The following is a 24,260-nucleotide window of genomic DNA, read 5'->3' as shown; positions in this document are numbered from 1 at the left end:
GTGTTTCCAAAACAGCAACACATGCTTCGGAATCCGCGCTAGGGATTGGTGCGACTCTCTGGAATACTTGGAGGCTGGATGCGCTGGCGCAAAGCCAGTGCATCCAGTTTGCTCTCAAGCGCGCATGCGCAGCGCACCAAGACCAGCGCAACCACAAAGCTGGTGGAGCAGCTTCGGCCCCACGCCTGGCTGCCAATTCATCATTTCCAAGGAGTACACAATGACATTCAGCATCAAGATGCTTGCTGCAGCGGTGGCTTTTGCCGCAGGCGGCGCGGCGTTTGCGCAAAGCACCTTCGACAAGATCAACAGCAGCGGCAAGGTGGTGGTAGGCGTGCGCGAAAGCTCGGCCCCGATGGCCTACGCCATCGGCTCCAACCAGACCTTCGGCGGCTACCACGTCGAGCTGTGCGAGCGCGTGCTCAAGGACATCGCGCCCAAGGCCAAGATCGAATACATGGCGCTGACGGCTCAGAACACGATGCCACTGGTGCAAAACGGCACCGTGGACATCGGCTGCGGCCCCACCACCAACAACCTCAGCCGCCAAAAGCAGGTGGCCTTTGCGGTGACCACCTATGTGAGCCAGGTGCGTGCCGCGGTGCGAGCTGACTCCAACATCACCAGCGTCAAGCAGCTCGATGGCAAGACGGTGGCAGCCTCGGCCGGTACCACCGCCGTGCAGCTGCTGCGCAAGTTTGCCAAGGACAACAGCATCAACCTGCCCACCACCCTGGGCAAGGACCACTTCGAGAGCTTCATGCTGCTGGAATCGGGCCGTGCCGATGCCTTTGTGCTGGATGACAACCTGCTGGCCGGCGTGATTGCCAACTCGGCCAATCCGGCGGGCTACAAGATTGTCGGCGAGGCGCTGGGATCGGAGCCGATTGCGCTGCTGTTCCGCAAGGACGACCCCGCCTTCAAGAAGGCGGTGGACGACAGCCTGACCAAGATGATGAAGTCCGGCGAGCTGGCCAAGGTCTATGACAAGTGGTTCATGCAACCGATCCCGCCCAAGGGCCAGGCACTGAACCTGCCGATGAGCGATACGCTGAAGAAGCTGCTGCAAGAGCCGAACGACAAGCCCCTGGAAGCCTACGCGGACCAGTAAGCGACGCGCTTGCACATTGCATCCACCCAGCCCGGCTGGGTTTTTTTATGCCTGCAGGCCGCATACACCGGCCATGCAGGGGCGCAGCCAGCATCGCATCGCGCATCGCAGCCACCGCTGCGGCCATGTTGTGCGTAATTGGAATAATGTGCCGCGCTATTGTCGTTTGACCTGGCACAACGCTCTGCCTAGCATGACGCGCAGTGCTGACCTGGTGCGCCCGCTTTCTGTGGTGGCTGGCACCAGGCCCGTTTCCCCGTTTTATTAGCTATTGATCTGGTACCCACGATGACCCAATTTGTGCACCCCGATGAGGTTCGTTCGCGCTTCTCCCGCGCCATGTCCGATATGTACCGCGACGAAGTGCCGCAATATGGCAACCTGATGGCGCTGGTGGCCCAGGTCAATGGCGAAGTGCTGAAGGCCCAGCCCGCGCTGGCGCAGGCGATGGAGCAGGCCGACGAGCTGGACCGCCTGGATGTGGAGCGCCATGGTGCGATCCGCGTGGGCACCAAGGACGAGCTGTCCACCTTGCGCCGCCTGTTTGCCGTGATGGGCATGGAAGCCGTGGGCTACTACGACCTGTCGGTGGCCGGCGTGCCGGTGCACTCCACTGCGTTCCGCCCTGTGCTGGGCAGCTCGCTCAACCGCAATCCGTTCCGCGTGTTCACGTCGTTGCTGCGCCTGGATCTGCTGGCCGATGCAGCGTTGCGGCAGGAGGCTGCCGCCATCCTCGCCCGCCGCCAGATCTTTACCGAGCGCGCGCTGGCGCTGATCGCCCAGTGCGAAGCCGCCGGTGGCCTGACCGATGCAGAGGCTGATGAGTTTGTGCGCGAAGCGCTAGAGACCTTCCGCTGGCACAGCGAGGCGACCGTGGACGCTGCCACCTATGACAAGCTGCACAAGGCACACCGCCTGGTGGCCGATGTGGTCTGCTTCAAGGGCCCGCATATCAACCACCTGACGCCGCGCGCCCTCGATATCGATGCTGCCCAGCAGCGCATGCCCGCCCAGGGCATGGATGCCAAGGATGTGGTCGAAGGCCCACCCCGCCGCGCCTGCCCGATCCTGCTGCGCCAGACCAGCTTCAAGGCGCTGCAGGAGCGCGTGAACTTCCCCGGCAGCGATGACCAGGGCACGCACACCGCCCGTTTTGGCGAGATCGAGCAGCGCGGCGTGGCGCTGACCCGCAAGGGCCGCGCGTTGTACGACAGCCTGCTGGCCAATGTGCGCAGCATGGGCAATGCCGGCAGTGCCAGCGCCAACTACCAGGACCGCCTGGAGTCGTCGTTCGCGGCCTTCCCCGACAGCCATGACGCCATGCGCCAGCAGGGCCTGGCCTTCTACCGCTATGTGCTGCAGCAGCCCGTAGGCGATGCATCGGCTGATATCGAGACCTTGATTGCCGATGGTGTGGTGCGCGCCGAGCCGATCGTGTACGAGGACTTTCTGCCGGTGAGCGCGGCCGGTATCTTCCAGTCCAACCTGGGCGGCGAAGAACAAAAGCACTATGAAGCCAACCAGGCGCAGCAGGCGTTCGAGGCCGACCTGGGAGCCCAGGTGCATGACGAGATCGCGCTGTACCAGGCGATGCAGGATGCGTCGTTGCAAGCAGTGCGTGAGGCCCTGGCGCAAGCCGCTGTGGCAGAAAGCGTGGCCTGAGCGATGGCCGCCTCTGATCTGGACAATAGCGAGTTGCTGGGCGCGCTGCACGCCATTGTGGGCGAAGCCGGGGTGCTGCAAGGCGCCGACATGGCCGCCTACGAAGAAGGCGCGCGCTACGGACAGGGCCGTGCGCGCCTGGTGGTGCGCCCCGCCGATGTGGCACAGGTGCAGGCGGTAGTACGGCTCTGCGCCGAACGCGGCCTTGCGCTGCTGCCCCAAGGCGCCAACACCGGCATGGTGGGCGCCAGCACGCCGGACATGAGCGGCACCCAGCTGGTGCTGAGCCTCTCGCGCCTGCGCAGCCGCTGCGAGGTGGATGTGGCCAACCGCAGCGTGGTGGTGGACGCTGGCGTGACCCTGCAGGAGCTCAACGACCAGCTCGAACCCCATGGCCTGTGGTTCCCGATCGATCTGGGGGCCAATCCCTCGATCGGCGGCATGGTGGCCACCAACACCGGTGGCACGCGCCTGATCCGCTACGGCGATGTGCGCTCCAACCTGATGGCGCTGCAAGTGGTGCTGATGGACCCGCCCGGTGAGGTGGTGGAGCTGGGCCGCGCGCTGCGCAAGAACAATACCGGGGTGGACTGGAAGCAGTTGTTTGTCGGCGGCTCCGGCGCAGGCGCCATCGTGACGCAGGCTACCATCCAGGTGCATGCCCGCCCGGCGCAACGCGCCACGGCGCTGGTGGTGCCGGCCTCGGACGAGGCGGTGATGGCGCTGCTGCAGGCCTTTGAGCGCGACCTGGGTGACTGGCTGGCCGCGTTCGAAGGCATCTCGGGCAATGCGATGCAGGCGGCCATTGACCATGTGCCCAACCTGCGCAACCCCTTTGCACCAGACGATGCGCCTGCGTTCGCCATTCTGGTCGAGCTGGAAGCGAATGCCTCGCCCAAGTACAGCCAGCTGGATCTGCAAGAAACACTCAACAGCTTCCTGGAAGACCAGTTTGAGTCGACCATCGTCAACGCGGCCTTGGGCAATGCCACCGAGCTGTGGCACCTGCGCCATAGCATCAGCGAAGGCGCGCGTGCGCTGGGCAAACCCATCGCGTTTGATGTGTCGGTGCCGCGCTCGCGCATCATGGAGTTCTGCCGCAAAGGACGCGAGCTGGTGGCACGCGACTACCCCTTCCTCACGGTGGTGGACTTTGGCCATATCGCCGACGGCGGTGTGCACTTCAACGTCATCTGGCGCAAGGATGCGCCCGAGCAGTACGACCCGGCCGTGGTGCAGCGCCTGCGCGATGCCATCTACGGCATGGTGGTGCAGGACTTTGGCGGCAGCTACAGCGCCGAGCATGGCGTGGGCCCGCACAACCTGACCTACTACCAGCGCTTTACGCCGCCGCTGCTGCAGCAATGGGCCGATGGCTGGCGCGACCGGCTCGATCCCCGGCACCTGTGCGGCACCGTGGATCTGGGCACCGCCAAAAACTGAGACCCTGGCCATGCCTGCGTCGGCAGGCAGGGCCCATAACCACCACCAGAGACAAACCAGCGAGACAAGGCCATGTCCTTTTTTCAATTCACTCCCGCCTTTGCCAACCCCCAGGGCTCGCCCATACGCGAGCTGTTCCCCTACCTGAGCCGGCCGGGCATGATCTCGCTGGCGGGCGGCTACCCCTCGCCCAGCCTGTTCGACCAGGAAGGACTGGCCGCTGCCGCCGCGCAGGCGATGACCACGGGCGCCACGGCGCTGCAGTACGGCGCCACCGAAGGCTCGCCCGCATTGCGCGAGCAGCTGGCCGCGCAGTGCCAGGCCCGGGGTATCCGCTGCAGCGCTGGCGACGTGCTGGTGACGACCGGCTCACAGCAGGGCTTTGACCTGCTGCTGCGCGTGCTGATCCAGCCCGGTGATGCTGTCTGTGTAGAGACCCCTGCTTATCCCGCCACCATTGCGGCGCTGCGCCAGGCGGGCGCCAAGATCCTGAGCACGCCGGTGGATGGCGATGGCCTGGATGTGGAGGCGCTGGCCACCATGCTGGCGGCGCTGCCGGTGGCCGAGCGCCCCAAGCTGCTCTACACCGTGCCCAACTTCTCCAACCCCTGCGGCACCTTGCTGGTGCAGCAGCGCCGCGAGCGCCTGGTGCAGCTGGCGCTGCAGTATGGCTTTGTCGTCGTCGAAGACGATCCCTATGGCGAGCTGGCCTTCACCGATGCCCGCCCCGCTCCGGTCTATGCCGCAGCCCAGCAGCGCGTGGGCGAGGGTGAGGACGAGGGTGAGAACCCCGTGGTCTACCTGTCGAGCCTGTCCAAGACCGTGGCCCCCGGCCTGCGCGTGGGCTGGATGGTGGCCGACCCGGCTGTGCTGCGCCGCTGCACCGTGGCCAAGCAGACCAATGACCTGTGCACCTCCCCACTGGCGCAAGCCGTGGCCGCCAGCTACCTGCAGTCGGGCCGCTATGGCCAGGCGGTGGCCAAGGCCTGTGCCGAGTACCAGCGCCGTATGCTCGCCCTCACCCAGGGCCTGAACGCGCGTCTGGGCGGGCTGGTGCAGTTTGTGCAGCCCGCTGGCGGCATGTTTGTCTGGATGACCTTTGATGCCCGCATTGATCCGCAAAAGCTGTTTGATGCCGCAGTGGCGGCCCATGTGATCTTTGTGCCCGGCAAGGCCTTCTATGCCGACAATGCGAACCTGCATTCGATGCGCCTGTCGTTTGCCGCGCCCGATGTGGCCCAGATCGAGCAGGCAGTCGATAGGCTGACAGAAGCATTTCATAAAGCCAGTTAAGCGCTATCCAAGCCATAGCAACCTAGCCCGTCGGTGTATAAGCCGACGGGCTTTTTTCTTGTTTGGCTGGGTGGGGCACTGCCGCCATTTACGCGGTATTGCCGCTTCTGCCAGTTGTTGCTTGGGTAGGTTGTTGTTATTTGAGAGGATTTTTGCAAACCAGCCGAACACAATGGGTCTGTCCTGAACGCGATGCTGTGCAGGATCTCAGGTTCAACCGGAGAAGCCCGAGGGGCGCGGTCTGCTGGCGCGACGCTCCCCCTGGGCTGCACTCCGATCTTCTGGAGAAACCCATGGCTGCTGCACCCTTCTCACGTCGCTGGCTGATCGCCGCTGCCGGCTTGCTGGCCTGTTCGGCCCATTCCGCCTACCCGGACAAACCCATCAAGATCATTGTGCCCAGCGTGGCCGGCAGCAGCCCTGATGTGCTGGTGCGCCTGGTCGGCCATGCGCTGGCGCTGCAGCTGGGCAAGCCGGTCGTCATCGAGAACCGGGGTGGGGCGGGCGGCAACATCGGCATGCAAGCCTTGATGGCCGCGGCGCCCGATGGTTATACCCTGGGCTATGGCAACAACGCCACGTTGACGACCAACGAGTTTCTGTTCAGCAAACTGCCCTATGACCCGCGCAGTTTGTTGCCGGTGGGCGGTATTGCGACGACCAGCAGCTTCTTGCTGGTCAACCCCGAGGTACCCGTCCATTCGGTGGAAGAACTGGTCACCTATATCCGCAGCTCCGATGCGCCGGTGCACTATGGATCAGGCGGCATTGGAACCACCAGCCACCTGGGCGCGGAGTTGTTCAAAACCAGGATGGGGCTGTCGTCGGCGGTACATGTTCCCTACAAGGGTTCCCCGCAGGCGCTGAACGATCTGGTCACTGGCAGCTTGCAGTTCTATTTTGAAAACATCGTCACTGCCGCGCCGCAACTGAAAGCGGGCAAGGTGCGCGCCTTGGCCGTGACCAGCGCCCAGCGTTCGCCCCAATACCCGGAGATACCGACCATGCAGGAGGCGGGCGTGCAGGGCTTTGTGATGAACGCCTGGGGTGGTCTGCTGGTGCCGCCCGGTACAGCACGCGATGTGCTGATGCGCCTGAACACGGCCTTGAACCAGGGGCTGCGCTCGCCTGGCATCCAGGCGCAACTGGAAAAAATGGCCTATATCCCGCTGGCGGGCACGCCTGAGGATTTCAAAGCGCTTGCCGATTCGGAGCGTGTGCATTGGGGGGCCGTCGTGAAAGCCAGTGGGGCCCGGGTCGAATGAGCGCGCGGGCGCATCGCAGCGCATGGACGCAGCGCGTTTATCCATCCTTTTGGGGAGGCCGGCCCGATGAAGACAGAGACCTTTGATGTGCTGATTCAAGGCGGTGAGGTGATCGATGGCACCAGGCGTCCCCGCTACCGCGCCGATGTCGGCATTCGTGCTACCCGGATCGTCGCCTTGGGCGACCTGGCTGGCGCGGTGGCAGACCGCGTGGTCGATGCCAGCGGCAAGATCGTCGCGCCCGGATTTATCGATGCGCACTCGCATGATGACCAGGCGCTGCTGCTGCAGCCGCAGATGCCGTTCAAGCTCTCGCAGGGCGTGACGGCGGTGGTCACCGGTAACTGCGGCATCAGCGCGGCGCCGCTCCATCCCGGCACGCCGGTGCCCGCACCGCTGAATCTGCTCAGCGATGCCGCCACGCGCTTTGCCAGCTTCGGGGCCTATCTGCAAGCGCTGCGCGCCGCACCGCCGGCGGTGCATGTGATCCCGCTGGTGGGGCATACCACCTTGCGGGTCGTGGCGATGGCCGATCTGAGCCGGGCCGCCAACCCGGACGAGATCGCCCAGATGCAGGCCTTGCTGCGCGAAGCCCTGGAGGCCGGGGCCGTCGGGCTGTCTTCCGGCACTTACTACCCCCCGGCAGCAGCGGCCAGCACCCAGGAGCTGTGCCGGGTGGCCCAGCCGCTCGCTGAATACGGTGCGCTGTATGTGAGCCATCTGCGCAACGAGGGCGCGCACAGCCAGGAAGCCATCGACGAGACCTTGCAGATCGGTTTGTTTGCGCGGTCAGCAGTGCTCATCTCCCACCACAAGCTGCAAGGTCCGGCGAACTGGGGGAGGTCGGTACAAACCTTGCCGCAGATCGCAGCAGCGATGCAGCACCAATGTGTGTCACTCGACTGCTATCCCTACCATGCCAGCTCCACCATCCTGCACCTGGAAGAGGAGCGCCTGGCGGGCAAAATCGTCATTGCCGACAGCAAGTCCCATCCGGAGCTGCAGGGCCAGGAGCTGGGCGAGATTGCCCGGCGCTGGCAGGTCTCGCGCGCCGAGGCCTCAGCGCGTCTGCAGCCGGCCAGCGCCATCTATTTCAATATGGAGGAAAGCGATGTGCGGCGCATCCTGGCCTTTGGCCCGACGATGATTGGTTCGGATGGCGTCCCCTCCAACGAACGCCCGCATCCGCGCCTTTGGGGCACCTTTCCCCGCGTGCTGGGCCACTACAGCCGTGATCTGGGCCTGTTTCCGCTGGAGACCGCTGTCTGGAAAATGACGGGCCTGACCGCCCAGGTCTTTGGCATCGACAGGCGTGGCGTTCTAGCCGAAGGCCACTATGCCGATCTGTGCATATTTGACCCGCAGACCGTGCGCGATACTGCCACCTTTGACGACCCCCAGCAGCCCGCTACGGGCATCGACTGCGTCATCGTCAATGGAGCCATGGCCTACGCGCAGGGGGCGTACCTGGGTAGCCGAACCGGTACGGTGCTGCGGCGCACGGTGCCTGCCACCAGCACCCCGGGATGGCAGGTGCCACCTGAACCATGAGGCAGTGGGCAGCCGGTGCAGCGTTCATCGAATTTACCGTCAGCCACTGCAAGCCGTGGTGCACCAGTGAAGCGCGTCCGCATCCCAAGTCAGGATGCGGGCTCTTCTGCAGGCCAAAAACGCGTCGGTGCTGCCGCTGGTCCATCGGCCCAGGCCTGCGCCATGGCCAGCCATCAGAAGTCGTAGCGCATCCCCACATTCACGCTGCGCGGTGCGCCCCAGGTGTAGTACAGGCCGATGGCGCTGAAGTTGTTCACGCCGGCTTTGTAGTGCTTGTCCAATGCGTTGTTGATGTTCAGGCTGAAGGACAGCTGCTTGTCGACCTGGTAGCGGGCCATCAGGTCCAGCAGTGCGTAGCTGCCTTGCGCCAGGGTGGCGGCGCTGTTGCTCACCGAGGTCTTGTCCTGCCAGCGGGTCGAGGCGCCGACGGTCAGACCGCGCAGAGCGCCTCCGTCAAAGCGGTAGGTGCTGCCCAGCTTGAACTGGTACTCGGGGTACTGGCTGGTGTTGCTCAGCGAGCTGTTCTGCCGCACCAGGCTGCCTTGGGCCTGCCAGCCCCTTGCCAACTCGCCCGAGAGCTCCAGCTCCCAGCCGTGGCGGGTGGCAGAGGCGACGGAGCGGTAGGCGGTATCGCCGCCAGGGGTGAGGCCGCCCGTCTCCTCGGCGGTGTTCTTGGTCTTGATCCAGTAGTGGCTGATGCTGGCGTTCAGACGCTTGTCCAAGAACTCGCCCTTGATGCCGATCTCATAGGTGTTGCCTTCTTCGGGCTTGAGGGTGCGGCCCTGCTCATCCTGCGAGGTTTGCGGCTGGAAGATGCTGGCGTAGCTGGCGTAGGCGGACATGTTGGGGTGGAAGTCATAGACCAGACCGGCGTAGGGCGTGTAGACCGCGCTCTCGTTCATGTCGTAGTTCCACCAGTAGGGGGTGGTGTCGCGCTCTTCGAACTTGGTCACGCGCAAGCCGGCAATCAGCTGCAGCGGATCGCTGAGTTGAAAGCGGCCTGCCGCATAGGCATAGCGCTGCTTTTGGCTGAAGCGGTTATCGCCATAGATCCAGCTGCTGGTGTCGGGCTCGGGCAGGTAGGCGCCGCCCTGGTCGTAGCTGGTGCCCAGGCCAGCGAGCGGTAGCAGGGCCTGCGCGTTCAGCGGCAGTTTGACGCTGCTCTGGAAGCGCGAGATACCGATGCCGGCGAGCAGCTCATGCTCGCGTCCCAGCAGGCTGAAAGGGCCCTTGATGTCCAGGTTCACGGTCCAGTTGTTGTTGCGCATGTCCGTCCAGCGGCCGTAGTTGACCCGGTCCTGGTCGTAGAGGTAGCCGGCAAACATGTCGTCCATGCGCACCTGCTGGTGCGAGAACTTGAGGCTGCTCGTCCAGCCATTGCCCAGGCGCTGCTCCAGGCTGCCGAAGAGGGTGGTCGCGTTCTGGTCATAGCCGCCCCAGGGCGCGCCGGTGTTGAACGAACGCGGCCGGTCGGGCGTTTGGACGCCAGCGCGGGTGTAGCCCTGGATGGGTTGGGTGGTGCCGATGCCGTTGGCCGCACGCTGGCGGTAGGTGAAGCCGACATTCAGCAAGGTGTCCGGGCTCAGATCGGCCTCCAGCGTGCCGAACAGCATCTTGCCTCTGCTGTCTTCATGGTCGCGAAAGCTGCCGGCATCGGTGGCCGATGCCACCAGGCGGCCGCGCAGGGTGCCCGCTTCATTGAGCGGCCCGCCAATATCGGCCTGTGCGCGGTAGCTGTCCCAGCTGCCGGCGCTGGCCTGTACGCTGGCCTGGAAGCTACGGGTGGGACGCTTGCGAACCATGTTGACGGTGGCGCCGTACTCACCCTTGCCTACCACCAGGCCTGACGAGCCCTTGAGTACATCGATGTGGTCGATCTCGGCCATGTCGTCGAGCGAGAACAAGGTGCTGGTCAGGTAGTACCAGCCGCTGCGCACCTGGCTCATGCCATCGGTCTGCAGATTGACCGAGGTGCCACGCGCCTGGAAATCGGTGGCATTGCCTTGGCGGTAGGTGCCGATGCCCGGGGTCTGTTCCATCACATCGGTCAAGGTGTCGAGCTTGAAGTCATCCATGCGCTGGCGCGTCATCACGCTGACGGATTGCGGGGTTTCGCGCAGGCTCAGGTTCAAGCCGGTGGCCGTGGCGCTGGGGCCGCGCTGCGTATAGCTGCCGGTGCCTTCGGTGGCGCCGTCGCGCTGGGCACCCGCTGTCACGGTGACGGTGGCCAGGGTCGCGCCTTCCTCGCCCACCGATGCGGCCTTGATGACCACGGCCTGGCCCTCCACCGTGGCCACCAGGCCGGTGCCGGCCAGCAGGCGGTCCAGCGCCTGGTTGGGTGTCAACGTGCCGACGATGGCGGGGGCCTGCTTGCCGGCGACCAGGGATTGCTGGGCTATCAGCTGGATGCGCGTTTGCCGCGCCCAGTCATTGAGCGCCTCGGCCAGCGGCTGGGCCTGGATGCGGAAGGCCAGCGGCGCCGCCGGCAGTGCGGCGCTTTGCGCATGGGCGGCCACCGAGCCCAGAGCCAGGGCAATGGCCAATGCCTGGGGAGCGGGACGCAAAAGGGGGTACGACATGGAGGTCCTCAAGTAGTCAATGCAAATGATTCCTACTGAGGTAGACGCACGGGATGCGAGAAATACGGTAGTGGCAGCGAAAATTTATTAAAAAATGTCTGGAGCGTGGCGAGCTCAACGCAGCGCGCCTATTTCCAGTCCGCCCGCCACGGGCTGAAGCCGCACCGGCAGTGCATGGGGCAGCAGCTTGCGCAGGGTCGGTGTGTCGCTGGGGTCAAAGGTGCCGCTCAGGCGCAGCGCGGCCACCGCCGGATCGTTGATCGTGAGGCCGGTGCTGCCATAGCGCTCAAACTCCGCCAGTGCCTGCGCGAGCGGCGTGTTGACAAAGCTGATGCGGTGCTCGCGCCAGGCGGCAATGCCTTCGGCGGCGACGGGTTGCAGCGAGCCCAGGCGGCCCTGGCCGTCAGCGATGATCTGCTGGCCAGCGCCCAGGGTCTGGGCGCCGGCGATCTGTGCGAGCGCGGGGCCGGGCGCGCCATCGCGGCGTACCACGCGGACCTGGCCCTCTTCCACCGCCACGCGCACGCCATCGCTGCCGGCCAGCCCCGGCGTGTAGCGCACCGAGAACCGCGTGCCCACCACGGTGATACCGACCGGGCCGCTCAGCACATGGAAGGGGCGCTGCGCACTGGCCTGCACGCTGAACACCGCCTGGCCCTCGTGCAGCAGCACTTCGCGGCGGTCACGGTAATAGACGACCTCCAGCCGGGTGGCGGTGTCCAGGCGCAGCTGGCTGCCATCGGGCAGCTGCACTTCCAGCTGCTGGCCGCGCTGCGAGGCATAGGCCTGCCGGAACACAGGTTGTGCCTGCCAATGCTGCCAGGCCAGCAGGCCGGTGCCGCTGGTCACCACGACCGCAGCGGCCATGCCCAGCGAGGGCAGCAGCCAGCGGCGGCGCAGGCCTGTGATGGCTCCCGCAGGCGCTGCAGGTGCGGTGGCCGCGCGCGGCGGCGTCTGTTGGGCAGCGCTCAGCTGCGCCTTGTCATGCGCCAGGTTGCGGCGCAGCTGGGCGATGGCGTCGGCGGGCATGGCATCGATGGCGCTCCAGTGCTGCTCCCACTGTGCATAGGCGCTGCCGTGCGTGGCGTCGGCCTGCAGCCACTGCTGGAAGGCCTGCTCGTCCGCCGCGCCCCAGCCCGCGCGCTGGCGCCGGACAAACCAGTCCAGCACCTGCTGGCGCAGGCCGGCGGTGTCGTCTGGTGGCAGGGGCGGTGCGTTCATCTCGTGGTCAATGCTGGATTCTGGGGGACAGTCTGGACCGCTCATGGCAGCGCGCGTTTGCTGCGGGGCCGCCGATGCGTGGCAGGCGGTGCCACACCCTCGAGCCGGTCCTGGCAACGCCAGCAGGCCTGCATCGCGATCTGCAACTGCATCTCGACCGTGCGCGGGGAGATGCCCATCTGCTCTGCGATCTGGGCATAGCTCAGGCCGTCGAACTTGTAGAGCATAAAGGCTTCGCGGCAGCGCGGAGGCAATTGGTCGATGGTCGCAACCAGCGCCGCCAGGCCTTCGCGGGAGGCCAGGATGGTCTCGGGCTCCAGGCTGCGCGGGCCCGGCAGGTGCTCCAGTGCGGGTTCATCGCCTGCCGATGGGGGTGCCGTCTCCAGCTCCGCCCGAATGCTGCTGCGCCGGTGCTGGTCGATCACCAGATTCCGGGCGGTGCGGTAGAGCAGCGCGCGCGGGTCTTGCACGGCCTGCCCGGTCTGCTGGGCCGCCAGCACGCGGGCATAGCTCTCCTGGGCCAGATCGGCTGCCGTATCGCGGTCATGCACGGATCGGGACAGAAAGTTCAGCAGTTCGCGGTAGTAGCGCTCAAACACCAGGCAGCCAAAAAGAGAGAGGGGGTCTTCGCAACCGGTGGATGCTGTGGTTGCATTGGGGAACGCAAGCCTGCTACACACGCAAATGGGAATTGTTATCATTATCGCTGATTGTGCGGCCACAGTGGGCAATGCCGTTGATGGGTCCATGCTGTGGCCCGCCGTCCAGGGCCAGGCATTGAATGCCATCGCGCCTGTAATCAGCGTCGGCGCGCGCGAACCGCGTCCTGGCCAATGCCAGCCCAGCAGGCGTGGCTTTCAGGCGCGTGACCGCTGGCGCGAAATCTCCTCACCCCTCCACCGCATGCGGCCTGCGACGCCAGCGAGGGCGGTTTCCTCCATCCCTTTGGATGGCCCGGAAACCGCATCTCCGACGCGTGCCGGGTCGCCGTCTCGCACAGGGTTATGCCTATCCACTGATTGTCATAGCCTAGTGTTTTTACCAGTGCGTAAAATTTTATTCGGGCATTTAATAGTTCATAAGCGCTGCGAACACAGTGGCGCAGGACAGATAAAACACCCACGATGAGGGCCTGATGAACCCTCCCTGGTTGGTGCAGCTTTGGCGGTGAATGGGTTGCGCAGCAATGCCATTTGCCGGACCCGTTGTAGATGCAGTGGCGCGGTCGCAGGCGGCATGGTGATGGAGCCGCCCGCACTCGCGCTGGTAACCCAGTCGAGGAGGATGAGCCATGAATAGACCCACGGGATGCGGTGTGCGCGCAGCACGGCTTGGCGCGGACCAATACGCTGAAAATTTCTCGGATGCGCATCCGCCGCTGACATGGGCGCAGGCATCGATCGAAGCCGAGCGCTGTTATTACTGCTACGACGCGCCCTGCGCGACGGCCTGCCCGACCAGCATCGATGTCCCCAGCTTTATTGCCCGCATTGCGCAGGACAACATCCGGGGCGCCGCCAAGACCATTCTCGAATCGAATCCGCTGGGCGGCATGTGTGCCAGGGTGTGCCCGACCGAGGTGCTCTGCGAGCAGGCCTGCGTGCGCAACACCAACGAGGACAAGCCGGTGGAAATCGGCGCGCTGCAGCGCTATGCCACCGACCGCTTCATGGCCGCTGGCGGCGCGCCGCTGTTCAAGCGCGCCGAGCCGACGGGCAAGAAAGTGGCCGTTGTGGGCGCCGGCCCAGCCGGGCTGGCCTGTGCCCACCTGCTGGCCTTGCAGGGCCATGATGTCAGCCTGCTCGATGCCAAACCCAAACTGGGCGGTCTGAACGAGTACGGCCTGGCCAGCTACAAGACCACCGACGATTTTGCGCAGAAGGAAATCGACTGGCTGCTGTCGGTGGGTGGCATTGCCCCGCGCAACAACCAGCGGCTGGGCCGCGACTTCACATTGGACAGCCTGCTGGCCAGCCATGATGCGGTGTTCCTGGGGCTGGGCCTGGCCGGAGTCAATGACCTGGGCATCGCCGAGCCCAGCGCCCAGGGCCTGCGCAATGCGGTCGATTTCATCGCCGATATCCGCCAGGCTTCGGACAAATCCACAGTGCCGGTCGGCCGGCGCGTGGTCGTGATCGGCGGCGGCATGACGGCCGTGGATGCCGCCGTGCAGGCGCGTTTGCTGGGTGCCGAAGAGGTCAGCATTGTGTACCGGCGCGGCCAGGATGCGATGTCGGCCTCCGCCGTTGAGCAGCAATGGGCGCAGACCCATGGTGTGACGATCCGGCTGTGGGCGGCGCCGCAGGAAGTGCTGGTGGAGAACGGGTCGGTCACCGGCATCCGCCTGGCCAGCACCCAGCAGGTGGATGGCAAGCTGCAAACCACCGGCGAGACCACGGTGCTGGCGGCCGACATGGTGCTCAAGGCCATCGGTCAGAGCTACATCGCCGAGCCAGCCGGTGCGCGCATTGCCCTGAAGGCAGGGCGGATCGCCACGGACGAAGACGGCCAGACCAGCCTGGAGCGGGTGTGGGCGGGCGGTGACTGCCGCTGGGGCGGGCGTGACCTGACGGTGGAAGCCGTGGAGCACGGCAAGCGCGCCGCAGCCGCGATGCACCGCATGTTGATGCGCGAAGTGGGCGTCAGCGCCTGACGGCGCAGCCCCAGCCTTCCATCCACGAACCAAGGAATCGCCATGGCCGATATTCGCAGCAATTTTCTGGGCATCCGCAGTCCCAACCCCTTCTGGCTGGCCTCTGCGCCGCCGACCGACAAGGAAATCAATGTCACCCGCGCCTTCGAAGCAGGCTGGGGCGGTGTGGTCTGGAAGACCCTGGGCGAGGACCCGCATGTGGTCAATGTCAACGGGCCGCGCTACTCCACCTTGATGTCGCAGGACCGGCGCGTCATGGGCCTGAACAACATCGAGCTGATCACCGACCGGCCCCTGCAGATCAACCTGGACGAGATGACCCGCGTAAAGCGGGCCTGGCCGGACCGCGCGCTGATTGCCTCGCTGATGGTGCCCTGTGTGGAGGAGAGCTGGAAGCGCATCCTGCCGATGGTGGAAGACACCGGCGCCGATGGCATTGAGCTGAACTTTGGCTGCCCGCACGGCATGAGCGAGCGCGGCATGGGCGCGGCCGTGGGCCAGGTGCCCGAGTACATCCAGATGGTCACCGAATGGTGCAAGCACTACAGCCGCCTGCCGGTGATCGTCAAGCTCACGCCCAACATCACCGATGTGCGCTTTCCGGCGCGTGCGGCCAAGGCCGGTGGCGCCGATGCGGTGTCGCTGATCAACACGATCAACTCGGTGATGGGCGTGAACCTGGACACCCTGGTGATGCACCCCAGCACCGATGGACAAGGCTCGCATGGCGGTTACTGCGGGCCGGCGGTCAAGCCGATCGCCCAGAACATGGTGGCCGAGATCGCGCGCGATCCGCAGACTGCGGGCCTGCCGATTTCGGGCATCGGCGGCATTACCACCTGGAGGGATGCCGCCGAATACATGGCGCTGGGCTGCGGCACGGTGCAGGTCTGCACCGCCGCGATGGTGTATGGCTTCAAGATCGTGCAGGACATGTGCGATGGCTTGTCGAATTACATGGATGCCCATGGTTTCAAAACCATCGAAGACTTCCAGGGCCGTGCCGTGCCCACCGTCAAGGACTGGAAGGACCTGAACCTCAACCACATCGACAAGGCGGTGATCAACCAGGACAGTTGCATCCAGTGCGGCCGCTGCCATGTGGTCTGTGAAGACACCTCGCACCAGGCCATCTTCTACCAGAAGGGCGATGCCGGCGAGCGCCGCTTTGAGGTCAACGAGGCCGAATGCGTGGGCTGCAACCTCTGCGTATCGATCTGCCCGGTGCCCGACACGATTGTGATGCGCAGCCTGCAGCCCGGCGAGGTGGATGCGCGCACCGGCAAGGTCGTCACCGGCGAGTATGCCAACTGGACCACACACCCCAACAATCCGGCACGGGTGGCCGCGCAGATGGCACCTTGAACGGCAGGCGCACCGCCAGCAATGGTGGCGCGCTTTTTGCATGGTGGTGTGGAACGGCAGGATGGATCGCAAGGCTTTGGATTTGGATGCTTAGAACGTATTGATAACACCTCTCAAGGAGTGAGCAATGTCCCATGACGCGCAAGCAGGGGGTGCCACTGGCAGTGATGCCGGCGGCCTTTGGAACCACGACCTCGCACCCACGCAAGCTTCGCAGCGAACGTGGACGTGGTACCACTTCACGGCGTTGTGGATCGGCATGGTGATGTGCATTCCTGCCTACACCTTGGCAGCGAGCCTCGTAGAGGGCGGCATGTCGGCGTTCCAGGCGGTGATGACCGTGTTTCTGGCCAATGTGATCGTGCTGGTGCCGATGCTGCTGATCGGGCATGCGGGCGCCAAATACGGCATCCCCTATGCGGTGCTGGCCCGCGCCTCGTTCGGCACCCAGGGCGCCAAGCTGCCTGCGGTGCTGCGCGCGCTGGTGGCCTGCGGCTGGTATGGCATCCAGACCTGGTTCGGCGGCCTGATGATCTACACCTTGCTTGGGGTGATCCTGGGCCATCCGCTGGAGAGCGAGAAGATCTCGTGGCTGGGCATCAACATTGCGCAGCTCGTCTGCTTTCTGGTGTTCTGGGCCATCCAGTTCTATTTTGTGGTGCATGGCATCGAGTCCATCCGCAAGCTCGAGACCTATACCGCGCCTGCCAAGATCGTGATCTGCTTTGTGCTGCTGTGGTGGGTGTATGACAAGGCGGGCGGCTTTGGCCCGATCCTGAGCAAGCCGTCGGCCTTTGCGCCCGGCGAAGCCAAGGCGGGCCAGTTCTGGAGCACCTTCTGGCCGTCGCTCACGGCCATGATTGGCTTCTGGGCCACGTTGGCGCTGAACATTCCGGACTTCACCCGCTTTGCCCGTTCGCAGCGGGACCAGGTGGTGGGCCAGGCGATTGGCCTGCCGGTGCCCATGGGTCTGCTCGCGGCCTTGGCGGTGATCGTCACGTCGGCCACCGTGGTCATCTATGGCAAGGCCTTGTGGGATCCGGTGGATGTGGCGGCGCGCATGACGGGCGCTGCAGTGCTGATCGCCCTCATCGTGCTGCTGGTGGATACGGTAAGTGTCAACCTCGCCGCCAATCTGGTGGGGCCTGCCTATGACTTTTCGGCGCTGAACCCCAAGCGCATCAGCTACCGCACCGGCGGCTACATCACCGTGGCGATTGCGATTTTGATGATGCCCTGGAAGATTCTGGAATCCACCCAGGGCTACATCTTCACCTGGCTGATCGGCTACTCCGCGCTGCTGGGCCCAATCGCCGGGATCCTGATGGTCGACTATTTCCTGATCCGCCGCACCCAGCTGGATGTGGAAGAGCTCTACCGCGAGGGCGGTAAATACAGTTACTCCGGCGGCTGGAACTGGGTGGCCGTTGCCGCCTTTGCCTGCGGCGTGGCGCCCAATATTCCGGGCTTTCTCAACGCCGCGTTTCCTGCCAGCTTCCCCAATGTGGGGGCTCTGTTCAAAGACCTGTACGCCTATGCCTGGTTCATAGGCCTGTTCATCGCCGCCGTGGTGTACCGCATCGGCATGGCCAGCCATGTGGCGGCTTCACAGGCCCTGCTGCGGCGCGCCTGAGCAGCAGCTGCGGCCCTTTCTGTGACCTGAATACCAAGGAGAGACATGATGAGCACAGCCAGCCACCCCCTTTTGATCCGAGGTGGTACCGTCGTCAATGCGGACCGCGAAGAGCGCGCCGATGTGCTGCTGGTGGACGGCAGGATTGCGGCCGTTGGTGAAGGGGCTGCGGCCCAGGCGCCGGCCGGCACCGAAACACTGGATGCCAGCGGCCAGTATGTGATGCCTGGCGGCATCGATCCGCACACGCATATGCAGTTGCCCTTCATGGGCACGGTGACGGCCGATGACTTCTTCACCGGAACCGCTGCGGGACTGGCCGGCGGCACCACCAGCATCATCGACTTTGTGATTCCCGCGCCCCAGGAGCCGCTGATGGAGGCCTACCGCAGGTGGCGCGGCTGGGCCGAGAAGTCGGCGGCCGACTACTCCTTCCATGTGGCGGTGACCTGGTGGAGCGACCAGGTGCGCGAGGACATGGGCGTGCTGGTGCGAGACGAGGGCATCAACAGTTTCAAGCACTTCATGGCCTACAAGAACGCCATCATGTGTGACGACGAAACGCTGGTCAACAGCTTCCGGCGCGCGCTGGAGCTGGGCGCGATGCCCACGGTGCATGCCGAAAACGGCGAGCTGGTATACCTGCTGCAGCAGGAGGTGGCGCGCATGGGCATCACCGGCCCGGAAGGCCATCCGCTGTCGCGCCCGCCCATGGTGGAGGCCGAGGCCGCCAACCGGGCCATTGCGATTGCCGATGTGCTGGGCGTGCCCATCTATGTGGTGCATGTGAGCTGCATTGAGGCGGCGGATGCGATTGCCCGCGCCCGCGCGCGCGGCCAGCGCGTTTACGGCGAGGTGCTGGCTGGCCATTTGACGATTGACGACAGCGTCTACCGCCATCCCGACTACGCCACTGCCGCCGCCTATGTGATGAGCCCGCCGTTCCGCCCCAAGGAGCACCAGGAAGCGCTGTGGCGTGGCCTGCAGGCCGGGCATCTGCACACCACGGCGACGGACCACTGCACCTTCTGCGCCGAGCAAAAGGCGGTGGGCCGGGACAATTTTGCCAAGACGCCCAATGGCACCGGCGGCGTCGAAGAGCGCATGGCCGTGGTCTGGGATGCGGGGGTGAACACCGGGCGTCTGACGCCCAGCGAGTTTGTTGCGGTCACCTCGGCCAATACGGCCAAGCTCTTCAACGTCTATCCGCGCAAGGGCTTTATCGGCGTGGGCGCCGATGCCGATGTGGTGCTCTGGGACCCCAAGGCCACGAAGACCTTGTCGGCCAAGACCCAGCATTCCAAGGGCGATTTCAACATCTTTGAAGGCCGGCAGGTGAGGGGCTTGCCCAGCCACACCATCAGCCGAGGCCGGGTGGTGTACGCCAACGGCGACCTGCGGGCCGAGAAGGGCGCGGGCCAGTATTTCAAGCGCCCGGCTTTTGGCCCCAACTTCCAGGCGGTGCAAAAGCGTGCGCAAGAGACGGCGCCGACGGCCGTGGCGCGTGCGCAATGAAACAAGGAGATCGAGCATGGACACGAAAGTGAAGACCGATACCAGCCAGCTGCGCATCAATGGCGACCGGCTCTGGGCATCGCTGATGGAGCTGGCCCAGATTGGTGCGACGGCCAAAGGAGGCGTGTGCCGCCTTGCCTTGACCGACCTGGACCGCCAGGGGCGCGACCTGGTGACACGCTGGGCCAAGGAAGCGGGGATGACCGTCACCATCGACAAGATCGGCAATGGCTTCATGCGCCGCCCGGGCCGCAACAACAGTCTGCCGCCGATCATGACGGGCAGCCATATCGATACGCAGCCCACCGGCGGCAAGTTTGATGGCAACTATGGCGTGCTTGCCGGCATCGAGGTGGTGCGCACGCTCAACGACCATGGCATCGAGACCGAGGCGCCCATCGAGGTGGCCTTCTGGACCAACGAGGAGGGCTCGCGCTTTGTGCCGGTGATGATGGGCTCGGGCGTGTTTGCCAAGGCCTTCAGCCTGGAGCATGCCTATGCCGCCAAGGATACCGATGGCAAGAGCGTCAAGGACGAGCTGGAGCGCATTGGCTACATCGGCCCGCAGGAGCCGGGTGACCACCCGATTGGCTACTACTTTGAAACCCATATCGAGCAAGGCCCGGTGCTGGAGGACCATGACAAGACGATTGGTGTCGTGACCGGCGTGCTCGGCATCCGCTGGTATGACTGCACCGTCACCGGCATGGAGGCACATGCCGGCCCCACGCCGATGGCACTGCGCAAGGATGCGTTGCAGGTCGCCACCCAGGTGATGCAGGAAGTGGTGGCCTGCGCGCACCGCCACCCGCCGCACGGGCGCGGCACGGTCGGCATGGTGCATGTGCACCCCAACAGCCGCAACGTGATTCCGGGCGAGGTGAAATTCAGCATCGACCTGCGCAATGCCACCGATGCCGATTGCGAGGCGATGGACCAGGACATCCGCGCGGTGGCCCAGCGCATCAGCCAGGAGACCGGTCTGCCGATCAGGATCGATCTGGTGTCCAGCTACACCGCCCAGCCCTTCAACCCCGATTGCATCGATGCCGTGCGGCGCGGCGCGCAGATGCTGGGTTATTCCCATATGGATGCCGTCTCGGGCGCGGGCCATGATGCCGTCTACATGGCGCGCCTGGCGCCCGCGGGCATGATCTTCATCCCCTGCAAGGATGGCATATCGCACAACGAGATTGAAGACGCCAAGCCCGAGCACATCACCGCAGGTTGCAATGTGCTGCTGCATGCGATGCTGGAGCGCGCCTGCCGCTGAGTCGGTGCGGAGGCAATAGCTGCAGGCGCCCCTTTACGCGGCGCTGCAGCTGTCCAAGGGCATCGCAAGGTTCCTGGCCCTAGACGATAAAAAACCCGGCCACCTTGACGGTGCCGGGTTTTTGGTGTCTGGCACCCAGCCCGCAAGAGGTCTTGCAGGCTTGGCGGTGCGCTATGACAGCCGGGGCAATTACATGCCCATGCCGCCCATGCCACCCATGCCGCCCATGTCGGGCATCGCAGGAGCGGATTCAGCCTTGGGGGCTTCAGCGATCATGCACTCGGTGGTCAGCAGCAGCGAAGCCACGGACGCAGCGTTTTGCAGCGCGGTGCGGGTCACCTTGGTGGGGTCCAGGATACCCATTTCCAGCATGTCGCCGTAGGTGTCGTTGGCAGCGTTGAAGCCGAAGTTGCCATTGCCCTTGAGCACCGCATCGACCACCACCGATGGCTCGCCACCAGCGTTGGACACGATTTCGCGCAGAGGCGCTTCGATGGCCTTGAGCACCAGCTTGATACCGGCGTCCTGCTCGGCATTGCCGGTAGCCAGAGCGCCCACCGCTTGCTTGGCGCGCAGCAGCGCCACGCCACCGCCGGCCACGATGCCTTCTTCCACAGCAGCGCGGGTCGCGTGCAGCGCGTCTTCCACGCGGGCCTTCTTTTCCTTCATTTCGACTTCGGTGGCAGCGCCCACCTTGATCACGGCAACACCGCCGGCCAGCTTGGCCACGCGCTCTTGCAGCTTTTCACGGTCGTAGTCGGAGGTGGCTTCTTCGATCTGAGCGCGGATTTGCTTGACGCGGGCTTCGATTTCAGCAGCTTGGCCAGCACCGTCGATGATGGTGGTGTTTTCCTTGCCGATTTCGACGCGTTGGGCTTGGCCCAGGTCTTCCAGGGTCACCTTTTCCAGCGACAGGCCCACTTCTTCAGCGATCACCTTGCCGCCGGTCAGGATGGCGATGTCTTCCAGCATGGCCTTGCGGCGGTCGCCGAAGCCAGGAGCCTTCACAGCCACGACCTTCAGGATGCCACGGATGGTGTTGACCACCAGGGTTGCCAGTGCTTCGCCTTCGACGTCTTCTGCAATGATCAGCAGCGGACGGCCGGCCTTGGCCACGGCTTCCAGCGTAGGCAGCAGGTCACGGATGTTGCTGATCTTCTTGTCGAACAGCAGCACGAAGGGGTTGTCCAGGATCGCGGCTTGCTTTTCTGGGTTGTTGATGAAGTAGGGCGACAGGTAGCCACGGTCGAACTGCATGCCTTCAACGACGTCGAGTTCGTTGTCCAGCGACTTGCCTTCTTCGACGGTGATCACGCCTTCCTTGCCGACCTTGTCCATCGCGTCAGCAATGATCTTGCCCACGGATTCGTCGGAGTTGGCGGAGATCGAACCGACTTGGGCGATTTCCTTGGAGGTGGTGGTGGCCTTGGATTGCTTCTTCAGCTCTTCCACCAGCGCAGCGACAGCCTTGTCGATACCGCGCTTGAGGTCCATGGGGTTCAGGCCGGCGGCCACGTACTTAGAGCCTTCGCGCACGATGGCTTGGGCCAGCACGGTAGCGGTCGTGGTGCCGTCACCAGCGATGTCGTTGGTCTTGGAAGCCACTTCCTTCACGAGCTGGGCGCCCATGTTCTGCAGCTTGTCCTTGAGTTCCACTTCCTTGGCCACGGACACACCGTCCTTGGTCACGGTAGGGGCGCCGAACGAACGCTCGAGCACCACGTTGCGGCCCTTGGGGCCCAGGGTCACTTTGACGGCGTTAGCCAGAATGTTCACGCCTTCAACCATGCGTGCACGTGCTTCACCGCCGAATACTACGTCTTTTGCTGCCATTTTTGGCTCCTAAAATCTGAATCAATGGGACTGCTGGAGCGCGTCTTGCGCAAGGGTCAGCAGCTATGAAAACTGGGAGAATTTGCCCGGTCAGGGCATCGAGCGCGCTGTTGCCATTCGCAGCAGCGCCACTGCATTACTTCTCTACGACAGCGAACAGGTCTTCTTCTTTCATGACCAGCAGTTCATTGCCGTCCACCTTGACCGATTGGCCGGAGTACTTGCCGAACAGCACGCGGTCGCCGACCTTCACGCCCAAGGTGATGGACTCGCCCTTGTCGTTCTTCTTGCCTGGGCCAACCGCCAGCACTTCGCCTTGGTCTGGCTTTTCAGCAGCGTTGTCGGGGATGTAGATGCCCGAAGCGGTCTTGGTTTCGTTTTCCAGACGCTTAACGATCACGCGATCGTGCAGAGGACGCAGGTTCATAACAACTCCTTCAATTTCAATACCAGGTTGGATGAAAGATGGCCCGGCAGCCGCCGCGCCAAATACGCAAAAATTTTTGAGAAGCGGTGGTTTTAGCACTCTACCCCTTCGAGTGCTAATAATAAGGTCATTTGATGACAGTTCAAGACTGCGGGGGTGAAAAATTCGTGGCGGACGCGTTGCCTGTTCACGAACCCTCACTGCGGAAATGACGCAAGCGGCGATAAATGCTTGGCGTCTTGCTATCAAAATGGATGCAACTCTGGCGGTAGGCCGATGCAGCGCAGCGCCCCCGGGGCCGCGATATCTGCGCGGTGCCGAGCCTCTTGGTGGCACAGCCTGCCAGCAGCCAGCAGCCAGCAGCGGCTCAGCCCGGCAGGTCGATCTTGAGCGTGGCCGACAGCATCTGCACCAGCAGGGTCTCGGCCTGGGCGAAATCACCAGCATCGAGCGCCGCCTTGTCCTGCAGCAATGCAAACTGGGTTTGCTGGTCGACATAGCCTTGGGTGATGGCCCAGATGCTGAACATCAGGTGCTGGAAGTTGACCGGCGCAATCAGGCCTAGGCCTGCCCAATGCGTGAACGCCGCCACATTGGCCGCCAGCAATGGTGCGATGCGTTCGCGCACTGCGGAGGCGGCAAATGGCGCACCGGCAATCATCTCCTTGGTGAACAACTGGCTGCCGAAAGGGCGGGTACGCGCGAACTCGAACTTCTCACGGATGTACTGGCGGATCTGCTGCGCCGGGTCTCCATCCTTGGACAGGCCCGTCATATGGCCCAGCCAGTCATCGATCACCGATACCAGCACGGCCTGGTACAGCGCCTCTTTGCTGGGGTAGTAGTACAGCAGGTTGTGGCGGCTGAAGCCGGCGTCCTGTGCGATCTGCTCCAGCGGTGCACCTTCAAAACCCAGCAACGCGAAATGCCGCTCTGCCGAGCCCAGGATCATGTCAATCTTGCGCAGGCGGGCTGCACTGGGTTTGCGCGCCATCGCTGCAGTGGCAACTTGCGCGTGGGCTTGCGGTGTCGGAAGGGCATCATTCATGAGCCCGTATTGTCTGGCATTTGGGAGGCCTTGCAGCCAGACATGAATAGCGCTGCACCGCAGACAAGAAAAAAGGCAACGCATCGCGTTGCCTTGCTGACCAAGCAGTGCCTTGCGGCACCCGGGCATATTGCCCGGCTTGGTTTTCTTATTGTGGGCGGCTGTTGGTCGGGAAAGGCCATGCAGCATTGGTGCTGAGCACGGTCTTGACGGGCTCTGCAGCAGCAGGCGCAGCAGCAGCTGGGGCCTTGGCAGGAGCGGCAGCCTTCTTGGCGGGAGCGGCCTTCTTGGCAGGTGCTGGAGCCTTGGCAGGAGCAGCAGCCTTCTTGGCGGGTGCGGGAGCCTTGGCAGGAGCGGCGGCCTTCTTCGCAGGAGCGGCAGCCTTCTT

At 64.3% G+C, this 24,260-nt stretch carries 17 protein-coding genes and 1 pseudogene; 11 read left to right on the top strand and 7 right to left on the bottom strand.

Annotation, left to right across the window (positions count from 1 at the left end; all coding sequences use genetic code 11):
* Nucleotides 1–220: 220 nt before the first annotated feature.
* From ACHWUQ_RS05715 to ACHWUQ_RS05690, 6 genes are all read left to right on the top strand, one after another.
* Nucleotides 221–1,111, top strand: a complete 891-nt coding sequence (locus ACHWUQ_RS05715) for a transporter substrate-binding domain-containing protein (protein WP_373450409.1) — start codon at nt 221–223, stop codon at nt 1,109–1,111.
* A 288-nt stretch (nt 1,112–1,399) separates the two neighbouring features.
* Entirely contained in the window at nt 1,400–2,773 is a 1,374-nt protein-coding gene (locus ACHWUQ_RS05710) for a VOC family protein (protein ID WP_394680571.1), read from the top strand.
* Between the two features lie 3 nt (nt 2,774–2,776).
* The gene (locus ACHWUQ_RS05705; protein ID WP_394680570.1) at nt 2,777–4,216 is read left to right on the top strand and encodes an FAD-binding oxidoreductase; all 1,440 of its coding nucleotides are present in this window, start codon (nt 2,777–2,779) and stop codon (nt 4,214–4,216) included.
* 72 nt (nt 4,217–4,288) lie between these two features.
* Nucleotides 4,289–5,509, top strand: a complete 1,221-nt coding sequence (locus ACHWUQ_RS05700) for a PLP-dependent aminotransferase family protein (protein WP_394680569.1) — start codon at nt 4,289–4,291, stop codon at nt 5,507–5,509.
* A gap of 293 nt (nt 5,510–5,802) precedes the next feature.
* Nucleotides 5,803–6,774, top strand: coding sequence for a Bug family tripartite tricarboxylate transporter substrate binding protein (locus tag ACHWUQ_RS05695; RefSeq protein ID WP_394680568.1), 972 nt, complete (start codon nt 5,803–5,805; stop codon nt 6,772–6,774).
* Between the two features lie 66 nt (nt 6,775–6,840).
* On the top strand, nt 6,841–8,325 hold the full coding sequence (locus ACHWUQ_RS05690; RefSeq protein ID WP_394680567.1) for an amidohydrolase family protein: 1,485 nt from the start codon (nt 6,841–6,843) through the stop codon (nt 8,323–8,325).
* Between the two features lie 173 nt (nt 8,326–8,498).
* Here ACHWUQ_RS05690 and ACHWUQ_RS05685 read toward each other — a convergent pair whose 3' ends face one another.
* The 3 genes from ACHWUQ_RS05685 to ACHWUQ_RS05675 all read right to left on the bottom strand — a co-directional run bounded on the left by ACHWUQ_RS05685 (nt 8,499) and on the right by ACHWUQ_RS05675 (nt 12,724).
* On the bottom strand, nt 8,499–10,904 hold the full coding sequence (locus ACHWUQ_RS05685; protein WP_394680566.1) for a TonB-dependent siderophore receptor: 2,406 nt from the start codon (nt 10,902–10,904) through the stop codon (nt 8,499–8,501).
* A gap of 114 nt (nt 10,905–11,018) precedes the next feature.
* On the bottom strand, nt 11,019–12,125 hold the full coding sequence (locus ACHWUQ_RS05680; RefSeq protein WP_394680565.1) for a FecR family protein: 1,107 nt from the start codon (nt 12,123–12,125) through the stop codon (nt 11,019–11,021).
* A gap of 41 nt (nt 12,126–12,166) precedes the next feature.
* Complete coding sequence (locus ACHWUQ_RS05675) at nt 12,167–12,724, bottom strand: RNA polymerase sigma factor (RefSeq protein ID WP_239812767.1); 558 nt, start codon at nt 12,722–12,724, stop codon at nt 12,167–12,169.
* A gap of 692 nt (nt 12,725–13,416) precedes the next feature.
* Between ACHWUQ_RS05675 and ACHWUQ_RS05670 the strand changes: the two genes are divergently transcribed.
* From ACHWUQ_RS05670 to ACHWUQ_RS05650, 5 genes are all read left to right on the top strand, one after another.
* Entirely contained in the window at nt 13,417–14,778 is a 1,362-nt protein-coding gene (locus tag ACHWUQ_RS05670; protein ID WP_394680564.1) for an NAD(P)-dependent oxidoreductase, read from the top strand.
* Nucleotides 14,779–14,820: 42 nt separating this feature from the next.
* Nucleotides 14,821–16,143 carry an NAD-dependent dihydropyrimidine dehydrogenase subunit PreA gene (preA, locus tag ACHWUQ_RS05665; RefSeq protein WP_239809367.1) on the top strand — a complete coding sequence of 441 codons (1,323 nt, stop codon included), beginning with the start codon at nt 14,821–14,823 and terminating at the stop codon, nt 16,141–16,143.
* Between the two features lie 127 nt (nt 16,144–16,270).
* The gene (locus ACHWUQ_RS05660) at nt 16,271–17,776 is read left to right on the top strand and encodes an NCS1 family nucleobase:cation symporter-1 (protein WP_239809366.1); all 1,506 of its coding nucleotides are present in this window, start codon (nt 16,271–16,273) and stop codon (nt 17,774–17,776) included.
* Between the two features lie 48 nt (nt 17,777–17,824).
* On the top strand, nt 17,825–19,291 hold the full coding sequence (hydA, locus tag ACHWUQ_RS05655; RefSeq protein WP_394680563.1) for a dihydropyrimidinase: 1,467 nt from the start codon (nt 17,825–17,827) through the stop codon (nt 19,289–19,291).
* A gap of 16 nt (nt 19,292–19,307) precedes the next feature.
* Nucleotides 19,308–20,564, top strand: a complete 1,257-nt coding sequence (locus tag ACHWUQ_RS05650) for a Zn-dependent hydrolase (protein WP_312412415.1) — start codon at nt 19,308–19,310, stop codon at nt 20,562–20,564.
* Nucleotides 20,565–20,753: 189 nt separating this feature from the next.
* Here ACHWUQ_RS05650 and groL read toward each other — a convergent pair whose 3' ends face one another.
* From groL to ACHWUQ_RS05630, 4 genes and pseudogenes are all read right to left on the bottom strand, one after another.
* Nucleotides 20,754–22,397 carry a chaperonin GroEL gene (groL, locus tag ACHWUQ_RS05645; protein ID WP_239809363.1) on the bottom strand — a complete coding sequence of 548 codons (1,644 nt, stop codon included), beginning with the start codon at nt 22,395–22,397 and terminating at the stop codon, nt 20,754–20,756.
* Between the two features lie 136 nt (nt 22,398–22,533).
* Nucleotides 22,534–22,824: a co-chaperone GroES gene (locus ACHWUQ_RS05640; RefSeq protein WP_021025779.1), complete on the bottom strand. Its 291-nt coding sequence runs from the start codon at nt 22,822–22,824 to the stop codon at nt 22,534–22,536.
* A 367-nt stretch (nt 22,825–23,191) separates the two neighbouring features.
* On the bottom strand, nt 23,192–23,872 hold the full coding sequence (locus ACHWUQ_RS05635; protein ID WP_239809362.1) for a TetR family transcriptional regulator C-terminal domain-containing protein: 681 nt from the start codon (nt 23,870–23,872) through the stop codon (nt 23,192–23,194).
* Between the two features lie 148 nt (nt 23,873–24,020).
* A pseudogene (locus ACHWUQ_RS05630) lies at nt 24,021–24,260 on the bottom strand (histone); the annotation flags it as partial.

Source organism: uncultured Comamonas sp. (genome assembly GCF_964277875.1).
GTDB classification, from domain to species: domain Bacteria; phylum Pseudomonadota; class Gammaproteobacteria; order Burkholderiales; family Burkholderiaceae_C; genus Comamonas; species Comamonas sediminis.
Note: the sequence above shows the minus strand (reverse complement) of the source record. Positions and strands in the feature narration are given on the sequence as shown.

What these genes read in the sequence shown, in the direction of transcription:
- ACHWUQ_RS05715 (WP_373450409.1), top strand. Translation starts at nt 221, where the DNA reads ATGACATTCAGCATCAAGATGCTTGCTGCAGCGGTGGCTTTTGCCGCA.
- ACHWUQ_RS05710 (WP_394680571.1), top strand. Translation starts at nt 1,400, where the DNA reads ATGACCCAATTTGTGCACCCCGATGAGGTTCGTTCGCGCTTCTCCCGC.
- ACHWUQ_RS05705 (WP_394680570.1), top strand. Translation starts at nt 2,777, where the DNA reads ATGGCCGCCTCTGATCTGGACAATAGCGAGTTGCTGGGCGCGCTGCAC.
- ACHWUQ_RS05700 (WP_394680569.1), top strand. Translation starts at nt 4,289, where the DNA reads ATGTCCTTTTTTCAATTCACTCCCGCCTTTGCCAACCCCCAGGGCTCG.
- ACHWUQ_RS05695 (WP_394680568.1), top strand. Translation starts at nt 5,803, where the DNA reads ATGGCTGCTGCACCCTTCTCACGTCGCTGGCTGATCGCCGCTGCCGGC.
- ACHWUQ_RS05690 (WP_394680567.1), top strand. Translation starts at nt 6,841, where the DNA reads ATGAAGACAGAGACCTTTGATGTGCTGATTCAAGGCGGTGAGGTGATC.
- ACHWUQ_RS05685 (WP_394680566.1), bottom strand. Translation starts at nt 10,904, where the DNA reads ATGTCGTACCCCCTTTTGCGTCCCGCTCCCCAGGCATTGGCCATTGCC.
- ACHWUQ_RS05680 (WP_394680565.1), bottom strand. Translation starts at nt 12,125, where the DNA reads ATGAACGCACCGCCCCTGCCACCAGACGACACCGCCGGCCTGCGCCAG.
- ACHWUQ_RS05670 (WP_394680564.1), top strand. Translation starts at nt 13,417, where the DNA reads ATGAATAGACCCACGGGATGCGGTGTGCGCGCAGCACGGCTTGGCGCG.
- preA (WP_239809367.1), top strand. Translation starts at nt 14,821, where the DNA reads ATGGCCGATATTCGCAGCAATTTTCTGGGCATCCGCAGTCCCAACCCC.
- ACHWUQ_RS05660 (WP_239809366.1), top strand. Translation starts at nt 16,271, where the DNA reads ATGTCCCATGACGCGCAAGCAGGGGGTGCCACTGGCAGTGATGCCGGC.
- hydA (WP_394680563.1), top strand. Translation starts at nt 17,825, where the DNA reads ATGAGCACAGCCAGCCACCCCCTTTTGATCCGAGGTGGTACCGTCGTC.
- ACHWUQ_RS05650 (WP_312412415.1), top strand. Translation starts at nt 19,308, where the DNA reads ATGGACACGAAAGTGAAGACCGATACCAGCCAGCTGCGCATCAATGGC.
- groL (WP_239809363.1), bottom strand. Translation starts at nt 22,397, where the DNA reads ATGGCAGCAAAAGACGTAGTATTCGGCGGTGAAGCACGTGCACGCATG.
- ACHWUQ_RS05640 (WP_021025779.1), bottom strand. Translation starts at nt 22,824, where the DNA reads ATGAACCTGCGTCCTCTGCACGATCGCGTGATCGTTAAGCGTCTGGAA.
- ACHWUQ_RS05635 (WP_239809362.1), bottom strand. Translation starts at nt 23,872, where the DNA reads ATGAATGATGCCCTTCCGACACCGCAAGCCCACGCGCAAGTTGCCACT.